16 protein-coding genes and 1 pseudogene are annotated in these 17,509 nt (G+C 57.1%); 7 read left to right on the top strand and 10 right to left on the bottom strand.

The window, feature by feature from the left end; translation table 11 throughout:
* Nucleotides 1–37: 37 nt before the first annotated feature.
* Genes mobH through U6958_RS00535 form a run of 3 tightly spaced genes read right to left on the bottom strand, consistent with a single transcriptional unit; the run spans nucleotide 38 to nucleotide 3,567 of the window.
* Entirely contained in the window at nucleotides 38–2,809 is a 2,772-nt protein-coding gene (gene mobH / locus U6958_RS00545; protein ID WP_074922014.1) for a MobH family relaxase, read from the bottom strand.
* 7 nt (nucleotides 2,810–2,816) lie between these two features.
* Entirely contained in the window at nucleotides 2,817–3,281 is a 465-nt protein-coding gene (locus U6958_RS00540) for a FlhC family transcriptional regulator (protein ID WP_046989155.1), read from the bottom strand.
* Between the two features lie 10 nt (nucleotides 3,282–3,291).
* Nucleotides 3,292–3,567: a hypothetical protein gene (locus U6958_RS00535; RefSeq protein WP_143044590.1), complete on the bottom strand. Its 276-nt coding sequence runs from the start codon at nucleotides 3,565–3,567 to the stop codon at nucleotides 3,292–3,294.
* A 95-nt stretch (nucleotides 3,568–3,662) separates the two neighbouring features.
* Between U6958_RS00535 and U6958_RS00530 the strand changes: the two are divergent.
* Nucleotides 3,663–3,860: pseudogene (locus tag U6958_RS00530) on the top strand (helix-turn-helix domain-containing protein); the annotation flags it as partial.
* Between the two features lie 36 nt (nucleotides 3,861–3,896).
* On the top strand, nucleotides 3,897–4,241 hold the full coding sequence (locus U6958_RS00525) for a hypothetical protein (protein ID WP_232357030.1): 345 nt from the start codon (nucleotides 3,897–3,899) through the stop codon (nucleotides 4,239–4,241).
* Between the two features lie 2 nt (nucleotides 4,242–4,243).
* On the opposite strand, the gene U6958_RS00520 is transcribed toward U6958_RS00525, so the two are convergent.
* Genes U6958_RS00520 through U6958_RS00510 form a run of 3 tightly spaced genes read right to left on the bottom strand, consistent with a single transcriptional unit; the run spans nucleotide 4,244 to nucleotide 8,718 of the window.
* Nucleotides 4,244–7,465, bottom strand: a complete 3,222-nt coding sequence (locus U6958_RS00520; protein WP_074922020.1) for an ATP-binding protein — start codon at nucleotides 7,463–7,465, stop codon at nucleotides 4,244–4,246.
* A gap of 21 nt (nucleotides 7,466–7,486) precedes the next feature.
* Nucleotides 7,487–8,359 (bottom strand): hypothetical protein, encoded by an 873-nt coding sequence (locus U6958_RS00515; protein ID WP_065345264.1) that lies wholly within the window; start codon nucleotides 8,357–8,359, stop codon nucleotides 7,487–7,489.
* 2 nt (nucleotides 8,360–8,361) lie between these two features.
* Nucleotides 8,362–8,718, bottom strand: a complete 357-nt coding sequence (locus tag U6958_RS00510; RefSeq protein WP_074922022.1) for a hypothetical protein — start codon at nucleotides 8,716–8,718, stop codon at nucleotides 8,362–8,364.
* A gap of 220 nt (nucleotides 8,719–8,938) precedes the next feature.
* On the opposite strand from U6958_RS00510, the gene U6958_RS00505 reads away from it, so the two are divergent.
* From U6958_RS00505 to U6958_RS00485, 5 genes are all read left to right on the top strand, one after another.
* Nucleotides 8,939–9,568: a GspE/PulE family protein gene (locus tag U6958_RS00505; protein ID WP_083393605.1), complete on the top strand. Its 630-nt coding sequence runs from the start codon at nucleotides 8,939–8,941 to the stop codon at nucleotides 9,566–9,568.
* 35 nt (nucleotides 9,569–9,603) lie between these two features.
* Nucleotides 9,604–10,787, top strand: a protein-coding gene (locus tag U6958_RS00500) for an IS3 family transposase (protein ID WP_201266015.1) whose coding sequence is annotated in 2 segments (ribosomal slippage) — nucleotides 9,604–9,886 and nucleotides 9,886–10,787 — 1,185 coding nt in all. Because the reading frame shifts where the segments join, the coding sequence is not laid out codon by codon here.
* Between the two features lie 33 nt (nucleotides 10,788–10,820).
* Nucleotides 10,821–11,489 (top strand): GspE/PulE family protein, encoded by a 669-nt coding sequence (locus U6958_RS00495; protein ID WP_074924379.1) that lies wholly within the window; start codon nucleotides 10,821–10,823, stop codon nucleotides 11,487–11,489.
* Entirely contained in the window at nucleotides 11,486–12,223 is a 738-nt protein-coding gene (locus tag U6958_RS00490) for a hypothetical protein (protein WP_143044723.1), read from the top strand. The genes U6958_RS00495 and U6958_RS00490 overlap by 4 nt, the downstream gene beginning before the upstream one ends.
* Nucleotides 12,213–13,226: a hypothetical protein gene (locus U6958_RS00485; protein WP_065345268.1), complete on the top strand. Its 1,014-nt coding sequence runs from the start codon at nucleotides 12,213–12,215 to the stop codon at nucleotides 13,224–13,226. Before U6958_RS00490 ends, U6958_RS00485 begins: the two co-directional genes overlap by 11 nt.
* A 71-nt stretch (nucleotides 13,227–13,297) precedes the next feature.
* Here U6958_RS00485 and U6958_RS00480 read toward each other — a convergent pair whose 3' ends face one another.
* From U6958_RS00480 to U6958_RS00465, 4 genes are all read right to left on the bottom strand, one after another.
* On the bottom strand, nucleotides 13,298–13,624 hold the full coding sequence (locus tag U6958_RS00480) for a hypothetical protein (protein WP_074924383.1): 327 nt from the start codon (nucleotides 13,622–13,624) through the stop codon (nucleotides 13,298–13,300).
* A gap of 198 nt (nucleotides 13,625–13,822) precedes the next feature.
* The gene (locus U6958_RS00475; protein ID WP_065345270.1) at nucleotides 13,823–14,557 is read right to left on the bottom strand and encodes a DsbC family protein; all 735 of its coding nucleotides are present in this window, start codon (nucleotides 14,555–14,557) and stop codon (nucleotides 13,823–13,825) included.
* Between the two features lie 570 nt (nucleotides 14,558–15,127).
* Nucleotides 15,128–16,012, bottom strand: coding sequence for a hypothetical protein (locus U6958_RS00470; protein ID WP_143044724.1), 885 nt, complete (start codon nucleotides 16,010–16,012; stop codon nucleotides 15,128–15,130).
* Nucleotides 15,966–16,883 carry a tetratricopeptide repeat protein gene (locus tag U6958_RS00465; protein ID WP_074924387.1) on the bottom strand — a complete coding sequence of 306 codons (918 nt, stop codon included), beginning with the start codon at nucleotides 16,881–16,883 and terminating at the stop codon, nucleotides 15,966–15,968. Before U6958_RS00465 ends, U6958_RS00470 begins: the two co-directional genes overlap by 47 nt.
* Nucleotides 16,884–17,509 lie beyond the last annotated feature (626 nt).

Genomic DNA, 17,509 nt, shown 5'->3' with positions numbered 1-17,509 from the left:
TCTCTCCAGAACATGCAGCACCTGGAGCCCGAAACTCTCACTTCGCAGTTTTCAGTCGAACACTGGCTCCGGAGATATTGAGATAGTCGCTCGCATACTCCGTAAAGGATTGCAGGTCACGACGGTTTAAATCTAACCCTTGAGCCTTGCAGGCATCAATGCACGCCTTGCGGTCCAGCGAAATCCAGCCGTCACCAGTCAGCGTTCCATCCATAGCTTTCACAATGGCCATGAACTTGTCAAACTTCGTCTCTTGGAAGGGGCTCTTGTGCTGCAATGGCTCGGCGATCAACGTTGACCGCTTTTGAGCTAGCGAAGGCTTGGAGTTTTGCCCACCGCTGCCTTGCGACGATTTGGATCCCTCTCCCGCCTTCGGCTTTGGCACAGCGGCCGGTTTGGAGTCCACCGGCGCATCACCTTTCTGTCGCTCGGTTGCGGACGCGACCGGTTGCTTCGCTCCCGTATCTGGCCTGAGGGATCGTTTAGCTCTTGCGGGTGCTTGCCTCGGCGCATCCGGCTCTCCAAGGTCAGTGAATGCCACGGGGGCAGGCATGTCATCCATAGCCATTTGGGGAATCTCATCCAGGTAGGCTGGAGGTCCACCGTCTAGGTCCAATGTCCCCTGCTCGGCCGCCGCTACCTGGCCAGAGGCACGATTCTGGGAAGGCGCGGTCTCGCCCTGTTCGTGCGCGTGTGGATCGGAAGACTTGGTTGCTTGCTGCGCACTGGACGGCTGGTGTAGCGTGCCTTGGCTTTCGCCCTTGTAGCTTGCCTTGTGCAAGAGCGTATAGGTCGCTTCTGGATTGAGCCTAACAGCCTTGCACGGTTCTCCCTGGAACAGCGAATCTATGACCCGTACCATTGGCCGGTAGGGATCAATCCACAGCCACTGCTTCGACGAGCATTCGTCCAAGATGGCCTTGGGAGAAAGGCCATAGCCGCTGAACGCAACTGGCCACTTGAGGTGCACCATCTCTTCCTCATCGACCCGGGCGTCAGTTTCCCAGGACTTGGTGCCACTTTTCAGATCCTCCGCCAAGGCTCCGAGCAGCTCCCCCACCGCGCCATCAAACTGCAGTGTTGGTGGAGCACTGAGGTCAATTCCTTGGCGCTTCGCCTTCTTTACCGGTGCTGATAGCTCTGGCAGCGACCTCGGATCGACTTGTCCCGCTTGGACGACCTGGTCGTCTTGCGGCGACTCGGCTTCCTTTGGTTTGAGCTTCAACGCCACAGGTGAAGAAAGCCCACTTGTGCCGTCGCCGGCCAAGGCCCCCTTGCGCACCGCCAGCTGGCGCTGCGAACCGTCTGCCTTGGTCACTGTTATGTTGAAGATCTCACCCGTCGTTGGGTCGATCTCCATCTGGGCCGGGGTGCGCACCCCAGAGCCTTCCGACGGCGCATGGGAGTCGTCGCCTTCATTCTTCGCGCCACTCGCCTTCGGCTTGGAGACGCGCGGCTTCTTGGGCGTAGCCGCCTGCTCAATCGCCTCTGATGCTGGCTCCTCTTCCCTCGCCCCTGCAGCAGCGCAGCTGGGCTGTTCTTGAGGCTCCGGAGTCTTCTCGCGCACAGCTTCGACAGGCTGGGAATTCGGGCCGTTCGTTACCACTCCTTGCACTGAAGCAAGGGGCACTGAGGAAATCATCGCGTCGTCTTTCAGACGCACACATGTGAGAACGACCCTCTTGTTGAACTTGGCCTCCAGAACCTCTGGAGCGACCTTCCAAAAACGATCGCCGTCCTCATGATCTCGCAAGAAGGCCAAATGGCGTTCCACAAGCATGTCTAGGACTCCATCGCCGGTGCGCGGCATACCTTGCGCCCCATCTTCTCTGACCTTACTGGCGATCTCATCGCCTGCCGCTGGCCATACCAAGAAGATCGAACCGTCAATGTTCCAAACGCGAGCGCCTGGCTCGTTCACCTGCCAGACACCCTCGCGGATCAAGCGTCGCATGATGTCGGTCAAGTGGCGTTCCACCGGCACCCCGAGCTCGTATCCAGCCATTGCAACGCCAAGTGACTTCATGTCACGCTCGACGCTTGCCTGATCCGATTTCACTACCAGGTCGTAGAGGGGGTTCCGGGCCCCGGGATTTGCGTTAAGTGACTCCATGAGCCACACCACCAGTTCAGTTCCGCCCTCGTCGATCCACGCCAGCGTCTCTGAGCCGATGATGCGATCGGCGATCAGGTTTGACAGCACCACGTGCTGCTTGGCACGCCCTACCCGCCAATCAAGGAAATATGCAGAAATCTTATTTGCAGAAGCCCAGTCCGACAGGTTCTCAGTCAGAGGCTTCCAAACTTTGGTGCGATCATGACTTGTCACCACTAGGTCGATAGCTGGTTTGCCCACGTCATGGCACAGGCCAGCAACAAACGCCGTGAGCTGCCATCGAGGCTCAATTTGTCTGCGCTGGGCTGGCGTCTTTCCAAGATCCAGAAGCAGCTTGTCGCTAGCCTGCGCCGCCCACAAGCCGACCTCGATCGAGTGACGAAGCAAGCCCCCCGCGCCCCGGTGATGGTGGGCCTGTGATGCGGGCAAAAGGTGGCAGTAGGAGACAAAGCGCCGAAGCACTCCGAGGTAGTGCTGCTCGTAGAGCGGCTTGCTCACGGTGACCACCCGAGCCAGCTGTACCAATAGCTCGTCCTGAGACTGGATCAGGCGCTCCGGTGCAACTGCCGGCAGGCCTTTGACGAAAGGCGGATAGCGCGGGACTTCGAGGTCGATTTGGGTCGTGTCGACCTTCTGAACCGTAGCATCGCCCGTCGAGCCCCACCAGGAACGCAACGTTTTGAACAGGCTCATTGTGGATTTAGCCGATGGGGTTGGTCCCGCAGTGGGGACAGCGACTTGTCAGGTAGGAGCCAGCGTCATGTATGTATTGCCCCTCACATCCGCCACAGCGGATAAAGTTGACAATTTGGGTGCGCACGTCACGGAGCGCGAAGTAGGCAGCATTGATGTCCAGCTCGCCCAGGATCTCCCGGTGCGCACGCCAGGATTGGAGCAGGTGTTCCGGCTTGCTGGAGGGCTCGCCGAACAATTGCAGGTGGACACCGACGAAGGCTGATAGCGTAGCCGCCTCGGTGCGGTTCGACATGAACGAGAGTGACGACTCGGGTAGTTTGCCCTTCCGAGGGATGTCGTGGTGGATGTCGCGCCACAGATTTCTCAACTGCGGAATCGACAAACCGGTCAGCGAGTGAACTATGGTGAGCCGAAGCTTTGCTTCAATGAGATCTTTGGCCACCACCCAAGAGGCGATCTGCTCAAGCATCTTTTACCTGTCACCTTGCCAGGGCACTGACGAGGTAGCTTGCTGCAGCGACTGGCTTGGTCTTGCTGGTTTCCAGAATTCGATCAAGCGCGGCCGTGTCCACGCGAAGCGTGAACATAGTTATCGGAAGAAGCTGAGAGAACTGCTCGATCTCGGCGTTGGTCATGTCTCCGATGCGTTTCAACATGGTGGGTGAAAGCCCCGTGGTAAGCCCACCTTCGGGCTTTTTCGCGGCTTCACGGGCTTGCAACAAGAAGTTACGATTAAGAATGGCTGCGTCCTGCATGGCTGCTAAAAGATACAAACTGCAAAAATCTGTAAATGCAGTGTATCAAAAAGCTCGCCAAAACGTCACTTTTTGACTGAAGCTCCTTAAAAAAGATGCAAAAAAGTAACTTTCCTGGGTCACATGAAGCAGACCCTAGTGAAGCTCCAAATTTCGGCTCCATAGCGATCGGCGAGCGCCTTCGCGCTTGGCGAAGGAGCATGAGGCTCACACAGAATGATCTCGCTACACAGCTGGATGTGAACAAAGCAACCCTTCGCAGATATGAATTAGGACTTAACGCGCTCACAACTTCGCACCTAACCCTCCTCTATTCACATGGCGTCAATATGAACTGGCTGCTCACCGGCGAAGGGGGCATGCTGAGAGCGGACAGTCCCCCCCCCCTTGAGGTCAGCCCTGCGGAGAAGAAAATCAATGAGCTCGCCGAAGCCCTGCGCAAACTGCGCGAGGAAGCTCCAGAGAAGTTTGACCTCCTCACAAAGGGCTTTGTGCTGCGTTGTAGGGAGGCCCTTCACCTGGCCATCCTAGAGGCCCGTTATGGCAAAAAGACGGGCTGGGATGACATCGTGAAACCAGGTGTCGGAATGGACAGTCCGGCTGATGCGAGCATCGCCGACATCCTTTCAGTGCCCGTGCCGTCTTCAAAGGACGCGGACCCGTCGGAAGAGTAGCGCTAGCGGCACACGTTGATGTCCGCCGTGTTGAGGACAGGCAGGCTATCGGCCAGTACTGAAAAATAGTTTTGCCTCTGCCAAAGACTGCGGTCACCGATCACGTATAGGCGCTTCTTCGCCCGCGAGTTGGCGACGTTCAGTAGATTGGGCTTACTTGCAGCCCAAGCCTTCGCCCCCGGCAGGCGCGGGTCCCCACCCAGCACAAGTATGACCACATCCGCTTCTTTCCCTTGTGCCGTATGTACCGTGCCCACCTTGCCGCCGTCAACGCTCATCTCGCGCGCGACGCGGCGAAGGTTCTGTGCGCAATCTCGGAAAGGAGAAATCATCGCAATCTCATTTGCATGGGCTCCGATGCCGAGGATGCGCGCAACCAGTTTACGCAAGCAGGCCTCTTCTTCGACGATCCAATGGCCCGCCGCAACCACGCCCTGCACATCAAGCCATCCACTGGGTGGCAAGTTGTTTGGGGTGCCGGCAGGCTTGCCATGGACCATCATGCCGCCGTAGGCAATTGTGTTGCTGACCGTGAACATTGGCTCATCGCAGCGACGGTGAAGTCGCAAGGGGCATCCGACCCAGATCTTCTCGCCAGCTTCATCAGGAATGAAAGTGCCAAGACGTGCAGAGCGATCAGCCAAACTCTGAGCTGATACGCGGCTGGGGAGCCACCCGTCTTCGACCTTCAGCGTTTTTGCGAGCATGTCTTCCACCTCCACTGGTATGGTGGAGACGGGCTCAAGCTGGCGGGGATCACCCACGATGACAGTGCGGCGCGCACGCCAGATCGCACAAGCGGCATGCGATGGAGCGGCCTGCCCCGCCTCATCGATCAGCAGCCATCCGATTGCCTGGCCACCAACGCTGGCGAACATGCGCGGCATCGACGCGAAAGTGGTGGAAATCACAGGTACAACAAGACACAGCGAGTCCAGCGCCAGCTTAGCCAGGTCGTGCGGCATAGGCTTGCCATTCAACCAATCGCTTGCGAGCCCAAGGTTGGCGATCATCTGCGTAGGGTGCGACTCGATGAAGGCACGGTGAACGTCCAGGGCAGCCAGGAACACCTCTTCACGGGCTTTCAGCCATGCCGGGTGGGCCCAGGGCGAGGAATGCTCACGCTGCGATGGATCGACGTTGATCATCGGCCAGTTGGAGCCCAACTCGCTGATCGCCGCGCGCAACTTGGATTCGTGTGTTTCCAAGTTGGCCTCGGCTGCATCAATCGCTTCTGCCAGCAGATTCTGTCGCTTGGTAAGTGCTTCGATGTGTGCGTTGAGTTGCTCCATTTCAGAAGTGATCGCATCGAGTGCGGCTTGCTTGGCGATGGCAGCTTGGCGTGCTGCATGGCTTTCCTTAAGAAGCGCCTGGTTTCTCTCACCCCATTCCCGGGCTGCCAGCCCCAACGTCGCCATCCAAGCGAGTGCACCGGGCTTAGTCAGGGAATGGAGTTTCTGAGCCGTTTCTGCCCGGTTGACCGCCTCTACCGCAGCCCACAGGTCTTTTGTAGCGAGGCTGGATTGAACTCGTAGAGCCTGGGACACCGACTCCAGCTCGTAAAGCTGCTCCTCAATGTGAGTCAGTGCCGCTTGGTCACTGTTCCGTCGAAGCGTGATGTGGGCAACATGCTCAGGCAACTTTGACAGCGCCAGCATCTTGGCGCGAATTTGCTCTTCGCATTCCACAGCTTCCTTGAACTTTGCGGCAGCGTCATCCCAGGAAATGCGCGGCGACAACACACCTTGTTGAATGGAGCGCAGCAGCTCGCGCAAGCCGGGTGCCTTTTCGGAGTCAGGATCTGCGGAACGACTCTCGCCCCACCAGAAGCGGCTCAGGAACTCGCTGCGGTTCGAGCGCTTACCGAGGGGCGCGGCTATCAGACCCCATGCGGGCTTACCGATGATTCTCGACGCAATCTCGGGGAAGTACGACGGGTTGACTCGTTGAGACACGGCCTGGGCGCCCGGGAGCTCAAGAGACACGTTCTCGACGGCCCCGTTGTTGCTGGACGCCACGACGATCGAGGAGCCCTGAAGGCACTCGTGCATCTTGTAGAAGGGTAGCGACACCCCGGATAGTTTGAAGACCTGCTTGTCCGTGAACTTCCGCGTACGCGACTTGACCATCTGCATGGCGCGCTGGGTTACGACCGACGCCACCACGTCTCGCAACAGCGTCGTCTTACCAGTACCAGGCGGCCCGTTAACCGCGAACAGCCCAGCGTCATCGGCCAGCGTTGAGACGGCTTCGTTCACTGCCAGCTGCTGGCTGAAGACCAACGCGTGGTCCGAGGGCCACCTACCAACGGGGATTCTGTCCGGGCGCATGCGGTCGAGCACTACCTCGGCGCAATCCTCATCACGAACATCGACTCGATCAACTTCGAAATTTCCCGTGCCAGCCGCAATAAACTGACTCAGTCCCTTTCCTGCTTTGCCGGTAGAGAAGGCAGCCTCAGCACGACTGAGGTCCTCCACAAAGAAACTTGTAAGAATGTCCGGGGCACTGGGCTTGGCGGAGGAGTCGATATCTTGCGTTGCTACCCTGACGCGCACAGAACGAACACGCAGCGGAGCCCGCTTGTCGAAAGCGATCAAAGGGATGCCCAGACGCTCAGCCACCTCATGAGCGAGTTGCGCAAGCCAAGCCACTCCAGCAGGGCGCGCTTCCTCTCGCATGCATTCGACCTGGTCCGCTACCAGTTGCATCAGCGCCATAGAGAGCATGTCAAAGCCCGCATAGCCACTTCGAACCTCTGGAAGCGTGTTGCCTGGCACCGGAAGTCCCTCAAGCCGCGACACCCCGCCACTTAAGAGACTCTCGACATCTCCCCGCTCGCGGATCAGCAGGCCGCTCGCCCAGGCGGCTAGCGAAAGTGCGAATGTATGTGCGATGGGGTATCCATTGCTGTCCATCGCCAGATCGAAAAGGCGTGACCGAGCTCCCAATCGCTCCTGCCATGGGAGTTCAGGCATGGACGCAGCCGACACGAGAAGGCGCGAGACTTCATCGACGGAGTAGATGCCGCACTGAGCGATGTACTGCCAGCGCCATCCGGCCTCGATCCGCTTGCGCTGGTGAGCGACATCCTCCCAGGGCATCACACTATCAATCGCCAGCCCGTACACGGGGGAAATCGGATCAGCTGCGTCGATGCGGGCCGCTTCAGCGGGCGTCAGGGCCTCGACCGTCTGCCACAGTTGAAAAATCGAATTTTTCATGATGCACCTTAGGCTCGATGCCTATTTACGAGACAGGTGGAGATGCCCTTTGACGAGGCCCTGCCCAACCATGTAATCAGGAAGCACGATCAGCGGCTCATAGGGTGACAGGCGAATGACCGTCGCGACGATCAGCCCCACGGAGTCTCTCCGAACTACAAGCAGCACACCCGCATCTTGGAAATGGAGGTAGTGGCAATCTTTGCCGTACTTGGCTTCAAACTTCGCCTTCACCTTCGGAAGCAATTCAGCGCGGACAAGGCTGGGATTGGGAAAGATGCGGGCGAACCAGCGCCAAGCAGCGGTCCATCGTGCGTCCGCCACGCTGCTTAAATCCGATTCATCGAGCTTGTCGCGCTTCTGGTCGATCCGTGCGACGTATCGATGCATGGCGTGCCGCGACAGCGAGACAGACTCGCCCAACAAAGGGCAGTCGATGGTGATACGGTCGAACTGCCTACCAAGGTCTTCTACTTCTTCACAAGGCACAACGGACTTCGGCGTCATTTCTGGCCAGCGAGCAACCTCTACAGTCGCCTCAAAGTATTTGGTCGCGAGGAAGGTGGCCGCATTGGCAACAGCTGCCTTGTCAGTCTTTCCGGACATGGTTTTCTTCAAGGCGTTCTTCGCGAGCGCCTTTCGGATGGCGCCGCTTGAAACGCAAAGCTTGACGCCATTTCCGAGCCGCCTTTCGCCGTGCACATGCTTGTGCTCAAGCAAGTAGTACAGCCCCTTAAGTTCTGCCAGGGCCCCGCGATCATCCTTATGGTAGGCATCGACCTCAAAGCTCAGGGAGCCGACCGTAGGTTGGGCCGCACCGTGCGGCAACCACTGCCACTCCACCAGGAATGCACCAGTGGCGCGTTCGCTGACGCGCGTGAAAAGCTTGTCCATGCTCACCGCCCGCGCTTGATAAGAGAGGTGATTCGATCCCGAAAGCGCGGCATCAACTTAGGTGCTTCGGCAAAGCCAAAGGGCCGTCCGGCATTGATCGCTCCTGCATCGTCCAAAGCGTGGAAGTGCTCCATCTGCGCTTCAGCCTTCTCGCGGATGAGCAGCTTCAAAAGCTCGGCAAGCTGCCCCCCCAGCTCGGAGTCCTCCATGTAGAGATGGCGAGCATTTAGGTTCGAGGCAACTTCCACACATTGCGAGATACGGTCCATGCGCTCGAAGCGGCGGATCTGCGCGGGCGGGAGGATCTTCCCAAGGATCGCAAGGGATTCCGGCTTCGTGCCGGGCAGGTGAGGCGACATGGATGCTCCAAACCCCGGAGGGCAAACGCTTGTGGCTCGCTGCCCGGATGAACAGCTCCCGCAAGACAGTTCCAATTTTGAACGAATTGCAGAGAATTGCAATACTTAATTGCACCTTTACGCCAATTAAATAGAACATCTAGAAGCGCACGCAGAGGTGTAACAATTATTGACACAAAGCAATTTTTTATCGGACAATTACGCGTCAATTTAAGAATCTATGAACGCTAATTCTTCATCCGAACAAGTCGCGATGCAGGTGACCAGTGGGCCTGCTGCGGAATTCATTTCAACCAGTTCCAAGGACGCGCCCGTAGCCACCTACATGAACGATCTGTTCAGGGAAGCTGCTCGTCGCGGAGCCAGCGATGTGCACTTCGACGACCAAGAATCAGATTGTCTCGTCCGCTTTAGGTTGAGGGGAGAACTTCAAGAGGAAGGCCGCCTCACTCTCGCCATCGGGCGTGAGGTGGACCGGAAGATTCGTTCCAGGTGTCGCTTTTCTTTGATCGAAACGCAAGCCCCCCAGGACGGAAAATTCGAGATGAGCGTTGACGGCCGCAACGTTGAATTTCGCGTCAGCATCCTTCCCCTGGCGCGGGGGCAGTCCATCGTCTGCCGCCTGCTCGACAAGAGTGAAAACCTGACCCCCCTAAGCAAAATGGAGATGCCAGCGGACATTCACGCGGCACTTCAGCGCGTCATAAGCCAGCCTCAAGGTATGTTGATGGTCACCGGACCAACAGGGTCGGGAAAGACGACCACGCTTTATGGCGTGTTGCTCCAGCTGATCAAACCGGCCGTCAAGATCATCACTATCGAGGACCCGTGTCATGGTCCAATGAAATAGGACACCTCGATAGGGGCCCATAGACCCCAGAGGAAATGACGAACATGAAAGACAAAAGAGCGCGCAGGGCGTTTGACGCAGCCTTCAAGCTACAAGTGGTCAAGATGGTCCGAGAACAGAATCTGAGCGTGGCTCAGGTCAGCAAGGATCTGGATCTGGTTGACAGCGCGGTGCGCCGCTGGCTGGCGCAGTACGACGAAGAGGCGGCCGGACGTCCGGGTATTGGCAAGCCGTTGACGGCCGAGCAGCAACGCATTCGGCAATTGGAGTCGCAGGTCAGGCAACTGCAATCGGACAATGAACTCCTAAAAAAAGCGTCGGCCTTCTTCGCCCGGGAAATGAAATGATTCAGGACCTGATGAGTGCGCAAGCACAGGCGCAGAAGGCCCCAGTAAGCCAGTGGTGCAGGGTGTTGGGCATGAGCCGCTCGGGCTGGTACGCGGCGCGCAAGCGCGCCACCACAAAGGCTGCAGTGAGCCCACTGAGCCTTCAGGCCAAAGCAGTCTTCCATGCCAGTGGGAGCAGCTACGGCAGTCGCCGCCTGAGTGCACAGCTGAAATTGCAAGGCTGGGCTGTTGGGCGCTACAAAGCACGCACTTTGATGGCCGCGCACGGACTGCGAGCACGCTGGCGGCGCAAGTTCACGCACACCACCGACAGCCGCCATGGCTTGCCTGTTGCAGACAATGTGCTGCAGCGCCAGTTCAAACCTGAAAAGCCCAACCAGACATGGGCCAGCGACATCACCTACGTTCGCACACGCAGTGGCTGGCTCTATCTGGCGGTGGTGCTGGACCTGTTCTCCAGAAAAGTAGTGGGCTGGGCCATGGCCCCGAGCATGCCAGCACAGCTGGTGTGCGAGGCGCTGCGCATGGCCATCACAAGCCGCCGCCCCAAGCCAGGATTGCTGGTTCATTCGGACCGAGGCAGTCAGTACGCCAGCGAACTGCACATGGGGTTGCTGGAGAGCCATGGCCTGGTGTGCAGCATGAGTCGCAAGGGCAACTGCTGGGACAACGCAGTGATGGAGAGATTCTTCCTGAACTTGAAGATGGAGCGTGTCTGGCAGCGCGACTATGCAAACCATGCTGAGGCCCAGGCGGACATCGCGGACTACATCGTGGGCTTCTACAACCCTATCAGGTTGCACTCCACGCTGGGATACCAGTCACCCAATGACTACGAGATGCAGCAGGCGTTGGCAGCTCACTCAGCTTGAACGAACATCCCCTATCGGAATGTCCGAAAAGACTTGACCACGACACCGGTCGAGTACCGCATCGAGGGACTCACGCAGGCTCAGGTGAACCCGAAGCTGACATTTGCCAAGGCATTGAAGGCGATGTTGCGGCAAGACCCGGACGTAATCCTGGTGGGCGAAATACGCGATGACGAGACTGCAGGTATTGCTGCTCAGTCTGCCCTTACCGGTCACCTCGTTCTGACGACTCTCCATACCAACTCGGCGCTCATGACACTCAGCCGCATGTTGGATCTGAAAGTGGACCCCAACGTCCTGGCTGCATCGATGGGCGGAATCTTGGCTCAGCGCCTAGTCCGAAGGCTCTGCCAGCACTGCCGGCTCGCGGCCCCGCTGACTCATGAAGTGGCTAAGCTCATCGAAAAATCGGGCGTGCCCGCCGAGACGATTTCCGCCCACTCCTCCTTGTACACACATAACCCCCACGGTTGCGAGCATTGCAAGGGCGGATGGAGTGGTCGCAAGGGCATCTATGAACTGTTGCTGCCCACGCAGGCTGTGCGGCTGGCGATCGAAGAGTCCAGCCTGAAGGATCTCGCCCGCGCCGCCGAGACGCAGCCGCAGTATCGGACATTGCTCCATGACGCGATGCTCAACGTGCTCAGTGGTGACACCTCCTTGGCAGAGGCCCTGGATGTCACCGGACGCGAAGTTCTTTGAACCCCTTGCTCAATATGACACTCCTCACAGAACGGCGACAAGCTCTCGCCACCCTTGCAGGCATCACCGCAAGCCTTGCACTCCCGTCAAAAGCAGCCGATTTGCCGGCGAAGGCCGGAACGCCTGTAACCGACGCTGGGGAGATGAAGCCGTACGAGGTTCTGAACCCTCCTATCAAGGGTGACTTGACCCGAGTTCGTCTGCTTTTTTCGTACGACTGTCCCTTCTGCCGCAACTATCACAATGGCCTGGTGCAATGGGGAGCAACCCTTCCAAAGCCTCTCAGCTTCGAGGCCACCCCGTTGATCACCAGCGAAGGCGAAAACGCATTTAACGCGGTGCTGGGCCGACTGATCACGCAAGACGTTGCGCCGCAAGCCATACAAACTTACGACTACCTCATGTACATGAAGCTGCAGGGTGATCCCGAGTTGGGAACGCCCCCATCAGGCAGGCTCACAGTTACTGACGTGCTGCGCACAATCGTCCAAGCAGGCGGTGAGGGCAAGGCAGTCCAGGCGTACCTGAAGGGGCGCGGCCAGGGCGTCGAGAACCGCGTTTCGAGCCACGCTCGACTCGTGCGGACGTACAAGCTCACCTCCACTCCTTCTGTTGCGCTGGCTGGGCGTTTCGTCGTGACGCCCGACAACGCGCAGGGCAATCCCCAGCAGTTTCTCCTCCTGCTCAACGGAATGGTGAGCCGCATCATTCAAGGGGCTGGACATGCGCTTTAAACGGCTCATCCTATCCGCATCGATCATCGGCCTGTGCGCCCATCTAAGCGCTCACGCGGTTGACTTTGGAGGTCTCCTGAAAAATGGCAAGCCCAAGGGACAAGACGCAGCAGCCGCTCCTGCGGCCCTTGATGCTCCTAGCGTCCTGCGCTCGGAACCAATCGATTCCAAGAGCAAGGACCTCCCTGACTGGCTAAAGGACAGTAAGAGGTTGCAGGACATGCTGGGCGCGGATGCGAACTACAGGGTCGAAAACCCGAAGGTGATCCGCCGTGTAGAGGCACCATTCCCTGGTCTGGAGGGCTATGTGGTTGAGGCCACGAGCTTTTCTGATGCGACACCTGAAGGGAAAAAAGAGCTCTACGTCTTCTACACGGACAAGTCCAAGCGGTACCTCATGGTCGGAATGATGATCGACATGCAGAAGAACCGCGATGTGAACGTGGACACGGAGCGCTTCGTTCGTGGTGAGCTTGCCGACAACCCAGCCAAGGCTCTGCGGCCACAGGACATGCACGCCATTGTTGTGCCAGGCGGCGCCGGTTCGGCTGTCAGCTTCGTGGTGGATTTGGGCAAACAGGCTGGGCGAGACAGCTTGCTCAACTTGGTGAGATTTCACCAAGCTCTGCGCCGCGAAGGCGCGGCGGTGCGCCCTCTGCGCCTGGTGCTTGTGTCCGCAGGACACGACGAGTTCGCCACGGCCGCAATGGCCATTGCCTACGGCGCGGAGACGATCAGCGGCACCGGGCTCGCTAAGGCCATGGAGTTTGCGGAGAAAGCACGAGATGTGGCTTGGCTCCAGCCCAAGTCTATGGGCAAGGACTCCGAAGTGAAGCGCATCCTAGGTACCGGGGTCTTCAAGATGGAGGACAACAGCACCCAGGCACTGCTCGCACGATTGGACACCCTGCCACTCGTTTACGACGGCGAGAAAGAACGGATGGTCAACGTCCCGCTTCCAGCAAGCCAAGCTGACTGGAAGAGACTGCTCACCAAGAAGTAAACCGGCCGGCAAACCAAAAAAAACGCCCCTGAGGTCGTCTCTCCGGGGCGTTCTTACTGGAGCTGGGCGAACTAGGCCGTACCGGCTCTGTGCTGGAACTGCTCGCTGCCCCAGTGCATGGTGTCACCGTGAGACAGGGCGCGTTCTTGCTCTGGATCGTGGGCGCCCCCGTTGTAAAGGTGCACGCCATACCAGTGGGAAATCAAGTTTCCGACGTATTCGGGGGACGAGAGCTTGAAAAAGTCCGGGTTGATGTTGGAGGTCGCGCACAGACGCTCGATCGCCTCCCAGTTGAACCGCACCAGCCCATCATCGTCAAGACGGAGTTCCAAGTCCGAGAACTGCAGATCCTCGGGAATCGTGAAAACCAATTCTTTCGTGGCAGCTTTTTTGCTCATCCACGAAATTCTCCCTTCAAATTTTGCAGAAGTAAAGTTTCAAGCAAAGCCGAACACATGATGTCAACTCCATTTTCATCTCGTGAAACGCTTTTACTCACCAGCCGGAACCAAAAAAAGACGCCCCAAAAAGGGGCGGCGAAGGCGCTGTCACAAGGGAGGGAGGGAGGATAAAAGGACAGCGCAGACAGATGATACTCAGCTTCCCTGCTGGATGGCCCGTAGAAGCTCAGGCGCAGGCATGTAGCCAGACGACGCGTAGCCAGTGTTCGTCACGATGTGTGGAGTCCCCTTCAAACCAACCTGGTTGGCCGCGCGAGCAATGCGCTCAAGTCCTTGTGCCTGGTCGCAATCAGCGCCCGAGGAATTCAAGGAAGGGTTCGCGAAGAACCGCATAAGGGCAGTCTTCTTGTCTGCGGCGCAGAGAACCTCCGAAAGTTGGCGCGAGGTCAAGGTTCCTTCACCGGAACGGGCATAGAGCGCGTAGCGCACCGTTACACCCAACTCGTTCAGCTTGGGGATTTCGTCATGCAGACGGTGGCAGTACGGACAGGAGGGATCTGTGAACACCGTGATCACCTGCTTCTCCGGGCCCGAGGCCTTGTAGACGATCAGGCTTGCGGGATCCAAGTCCTGCAGCGCCTTTGCGCGTTGCGTGGAGAGCGTCCTTTCGGACAAATTTTTTCGGGCAGGGACGTTGAACATCGTCCCTTGGATCATGTGTACGCCGTCCAGAGTCACGTACGCCACGTCCCCTCCCGACACCACTTCGTAGAGGCCGGGGATGGCGCTCGGACTAAGCGAGTCGATAGTCAGGCCGGGCATCGACTTCATCAACTTCTGGGACAAGGCATCCGTCTCTGGAGAAGCGTGGCTCAGCGTGGCTGTAGCCATGAGCGTCAGCGCTGCAGCGATAAGTTTGCTAATCATCATTTCAATTATTGCTCCACTTTATTTGCAATCAAAATAGCTCCAGATGAAACCCCATGAAAGCGAGCTTTTTTGCTTACTACACATCAATTTATTGCAATTACTTGATTGCTAATTAATTGCATTCTTTCAACGTCGGCTTTGATTGAAGGTCCTTGGAGTCCAGCGGCCAAGTGCCAACGCTGCAACCGCTGAACACCCCAAGGCTCGTGGCGACCTGTCCTCCAAGAGCGATGGCCATGCACCTTGCAGCTTGAAGCTCTCGATCTCCAACACGTACGCGGCAGTGCCCAAATTGGGAAGAGCTGGGCGGCGGCCGCCAGCTGCCTGCCGAGCACCTTCACCCGGTCCGCATCGCTCTAACCCTTTGACGAGCTCACACCGCAACACGGTCCTGCCGCCCCTCTCTGCATTCGCCTTCGCACCAACATTGATCAGCTTCACCTTGGCCAGAACCAGCCCTCAGTCGGCATCAGCACCGCAGAATTTTCGATTCTTGGTTTTTGCCTGTGCCCCCCGGTTACAAATGATCTAGATCTCGCAATAAGCAGAGCTGTCCTATCTCGCTCCATGTCACCTATCGAGCATGTCGCCGAAGATGTGAATCGTGCTATCTACTGTTCGCAACCGTTTCAGAATAGTCTTGGTGGTGAACGTTGCCGTTGCGTAAGTTCCGTGCTGCGGCAAACGCACTTCGATAGCGAACCGCCCTATATCGAATAGCAATGTTTTGTCAGTTGCCTCGCTGTCAGGATCCCCCAGGAAATCCGGCTCAGCCAGGTTTCTGTAGCGGCCAGTCATCCTCTCAACCAAGGGTGTGAGATTCCTGTCCTTCCATCCGCGATTGACTCTGAAGACGACCATTTGAAGAATCTTTCGCTCATCGAAATCCAGCGTCAGCATCTGAAGGCCAGGCTCATTCAACATACCCTCTGGCAAGGCCATGGAGAGGTTTATAAACATGCCTCCAGTCTCCGCCGACGTGCCTTCTTGGATAAGTAAAGCTCCCTGATATTGGCTCTTTAGCTGCTGAATCGGCGTCCGCACCTCATGAATAGTTGTCTCAGCCAACTTAAGCCATGGAAGCACAGGAATAGATTGGACGAAGTTATTTCGTGCAATCTGAGCATCAGTCGGTTTCGCTTGCGTAGCGCCACTTGCGAGCACAATGGCAAACACCATGGCAAGGCTGATGTTTCGCCGTGACAAAGCATCATGCGAACTGTCCACTGCGGTCTGCAACTTCAGCAGGATCTGCTGTGCTGCGCCCTTCAATTCCGCTAGGAACTGCCCCCCCCTAGATCGGTGCGGAATCACATGCATTCCAGTGCTGTACGATTTCAGGCCGCTTGCTAAACTTGCAATACCGAGCCAACTTGCAAAGACTGCGCAAACTTGGGCCATATAACAATTAATCATTTTTGAGCGCAGGGGAAGCAGAAAGTTGGATTCGTTCATCGCGCTTCATTTTGATTTCCTTGAGGAACTTCGCTGCTTGCTTATCACCATTTTTTGCGGCCAGGCTGAGGTAGTAGCTTGCTTCCCCAATGTCCACTGAAGCGCCCTTACCGGTCATCAACATCCAGCCATAGGCGGTCATCGAATCAACATGTCCGCCTTTCGCCGCTTCGTGATACCAATGCAGTGCTGCAAGATCATCCTGCTGCCCATGCAAACCGCGAACGAAATAGTAAGCCATCGCGGACTTTGCCTCCGCGATGCCGTCCTTCGCTGCAAGCGAGTACCAATAGAATGCACGCTCATAGTCCCTCGGCAGACCAAGAGAACCTTTGTCATACACTTCGGCCAGAAAATACTTCGCCCCAGGGAGACTGGCTTCGATAGCCAGCGTAAGGAATGTCAACGCCTCACTGGCTCTACCTTCCATAGCGCGCCGTTCCGCCAGAAGTAACGCCGCTTCTGGATGCCCGCATCGGACGGCTCTTTCGGCTAGATCATCACCGTCATTGCGATGTCCGCGCGCATAAAAATCCTTGGCGGCGTGAAACATCGCATCGGCGTCGTGGTATTGCGAACCCATCCAATTCAACTGCCGAGCAGCGAAGGCGCTGCGCTCAACGCCTCGCCCCCTCTCTAGCATTGTCGCCAAGTACCGATAGGCCCCTCCACTACCTCTCGACGCCTCTATGTTCATCGCACCATATGCCTTCCATGCTTTGCCCTCCTTGATAAACTCGTCCGCCCTCGCTGAAGCGCCCGGGGGCAGCTTTGACTCGCACGCATGGAGGAGCGACATGCCGCCGAGGAGGAAAACAGCGCTGACCTCCAGCAAGCGGCGGATTACCTTACGACTGATCTCGCGGGACATGGGCTGGCTCAAGAGTGACTATAGACTCGTATATGCTATCGACAAGGCAGGCCTTTTTTGCCGCGAAAAGCTCGAAAAGAATGCACTTTTCGAGGAAAACCACCTCTTGCATACCTCGCCGCCTGTGCGAAGCCTACGGAGGCGCGAACTTTCAACAATAAAGCAAAGTATTTGCAAATATTGCCTATCTTCCATATAATCAATTCAGAAAGGGGATTCGTATGCTTCCAATAGATGAAATATTGATGCTTGCGGCTGCAGGCGTAATCTATTACCTATTACGGCAGTTGAAATTCGGAGCAAACAAATTAGAGAACAAAGATAATGAATCCGATGTCCAGAACAGCCAGTCAAATCTATTTAATGAATCGATGAAGGACATTACCAGCCCTGAGAGACACTGGAATGCAACCAACATCCACAACAGCAACTATCATAGAGACCATGATATTGACTAAAAAGAGGCCCTAATTAATTATTCCCCCCAACAATCAATACATAGTTGGGACGGTTTAACTGTCGGAAGCTACTCAAACCCCTCTTGCAGGGGTTTTTTCTTGACCTAATTATCTTGTAGCTATTCCATGAATTTGCATCTTATGTAGGTTGAGTGCGAAGATGCAGCG

The organism is Delftia lacustris (assembly GCF_040267515.1).
GTDB lineage: Bacteria > Pseudomonadota > Gammaproteobacteria > Burkholderiales > Burkholderiaceae_C > Comamonas > Comamonas tsuruhatensis.
Note: the sequence above shows the minus strand (reverse complement) of the source record. Positions and strands in the feature narration are given on the sequence as shown.

What these genes read in the sequence shown, in the direction of transcription:
- U6958_RS00540 (WP_046989155.1), bottom strand. Translation starts at nt 3,281, where the DNA reads ATGCTTGAGCAGATCGCCTCTTGGGTGGTGGCCAAAGATCTCATTGAA.
- U6958_RS00510 (WP_074922022.1), bottom strand. Translation starts at nt 8,718, where the DNA reads ATGTCGCCTCACCTGCCCGGCACGAAGCCGGAATCCCTTGCGATCCTT.
- mobH (WP_074922014.1), bottom strand. Translation starts at nt 2,809, where the DNA reads ATGAGCCTGTTCAAAACGTTGCGTTCCTGGTGGGGCTCGACGGGCGAT.
- U6958_RS00465 (WP_074924387.1), bottom strand. Translation starts at nt 16,883, where the DNA reads ATGTCCCGCGAGATCAGTCGTAAGGTAATCCGCCGCTTGCTGGAGGTC.
- U6958_RS00520 (WP_074922020.1), bottom strand. Translation starts at nt 7,465, where the DNA reads ATGAAAAATTCGATTTTTCAACTGTGGCAGACGGTCGAGGCCCTGACG.
- U6958_RS00470 (WP_143044724.1), bottom strand. Translation starts at nt 16,012, where the DNA reads ATGAACGAATCCAACTTTCTGCTTCCCCTGCGCTCAAAAATGATTAAT.
- U6958_RS00485 (WP_065345268.1), top strand. Translation starts at nt 12,213, where the DNA reads ATGCGCTTTAAACGGCTCATCCTATCCGCATCGATCATCGGCCTGTGC.
- U6958_RS00535 (WP_143044590.1), bottom strand. Translation starts at nt 3,567, where the DNA reads ATGCAGGACGCAGCCATTCTTAATCGTAACTTCTTGTTGCAAGCCCGT.
- U6958_RS00525 (WP_232357030.1), top strand. Translation starts at nt 3,897, where the DNA reads ATGAACTGGCTGCTCACCGGCGAAGGGGGCATGCTGAGAGCGGACAGT.
- U6958_RS00480 (WP_074924383.1), bottom strand. Translation starts at nt 13,624, where the DNA reads ATGAGCAAAAAAGCTGCCACGAAAGAATTGGTTTTCACGATTCCCGAG.
- U6958_RS00475 (WP_065345270.1), bottom strand. Translation starts at nt 14,557, where the DNA reads ATGATGATTAGCAAACTTATCGCTGCAGCGCTGACGCTCATGGCTACA.
- U6958_RS00515 (WP_065345264.1), bottom strand. Translation starts at nt 8,359, where the DNA reads ATGGACAAGCTTTTCACGCGCGTCAGCGAACGCGCCACTGGTGCATTC.
- U6958_RS00505 (WP_083393605.1), top strand. Translation starts at nt 8,939, where the DNA reads ATGAACGCTAATTCTTCATCCGAACAAGTCGCGATGCAGGTGACCAGT.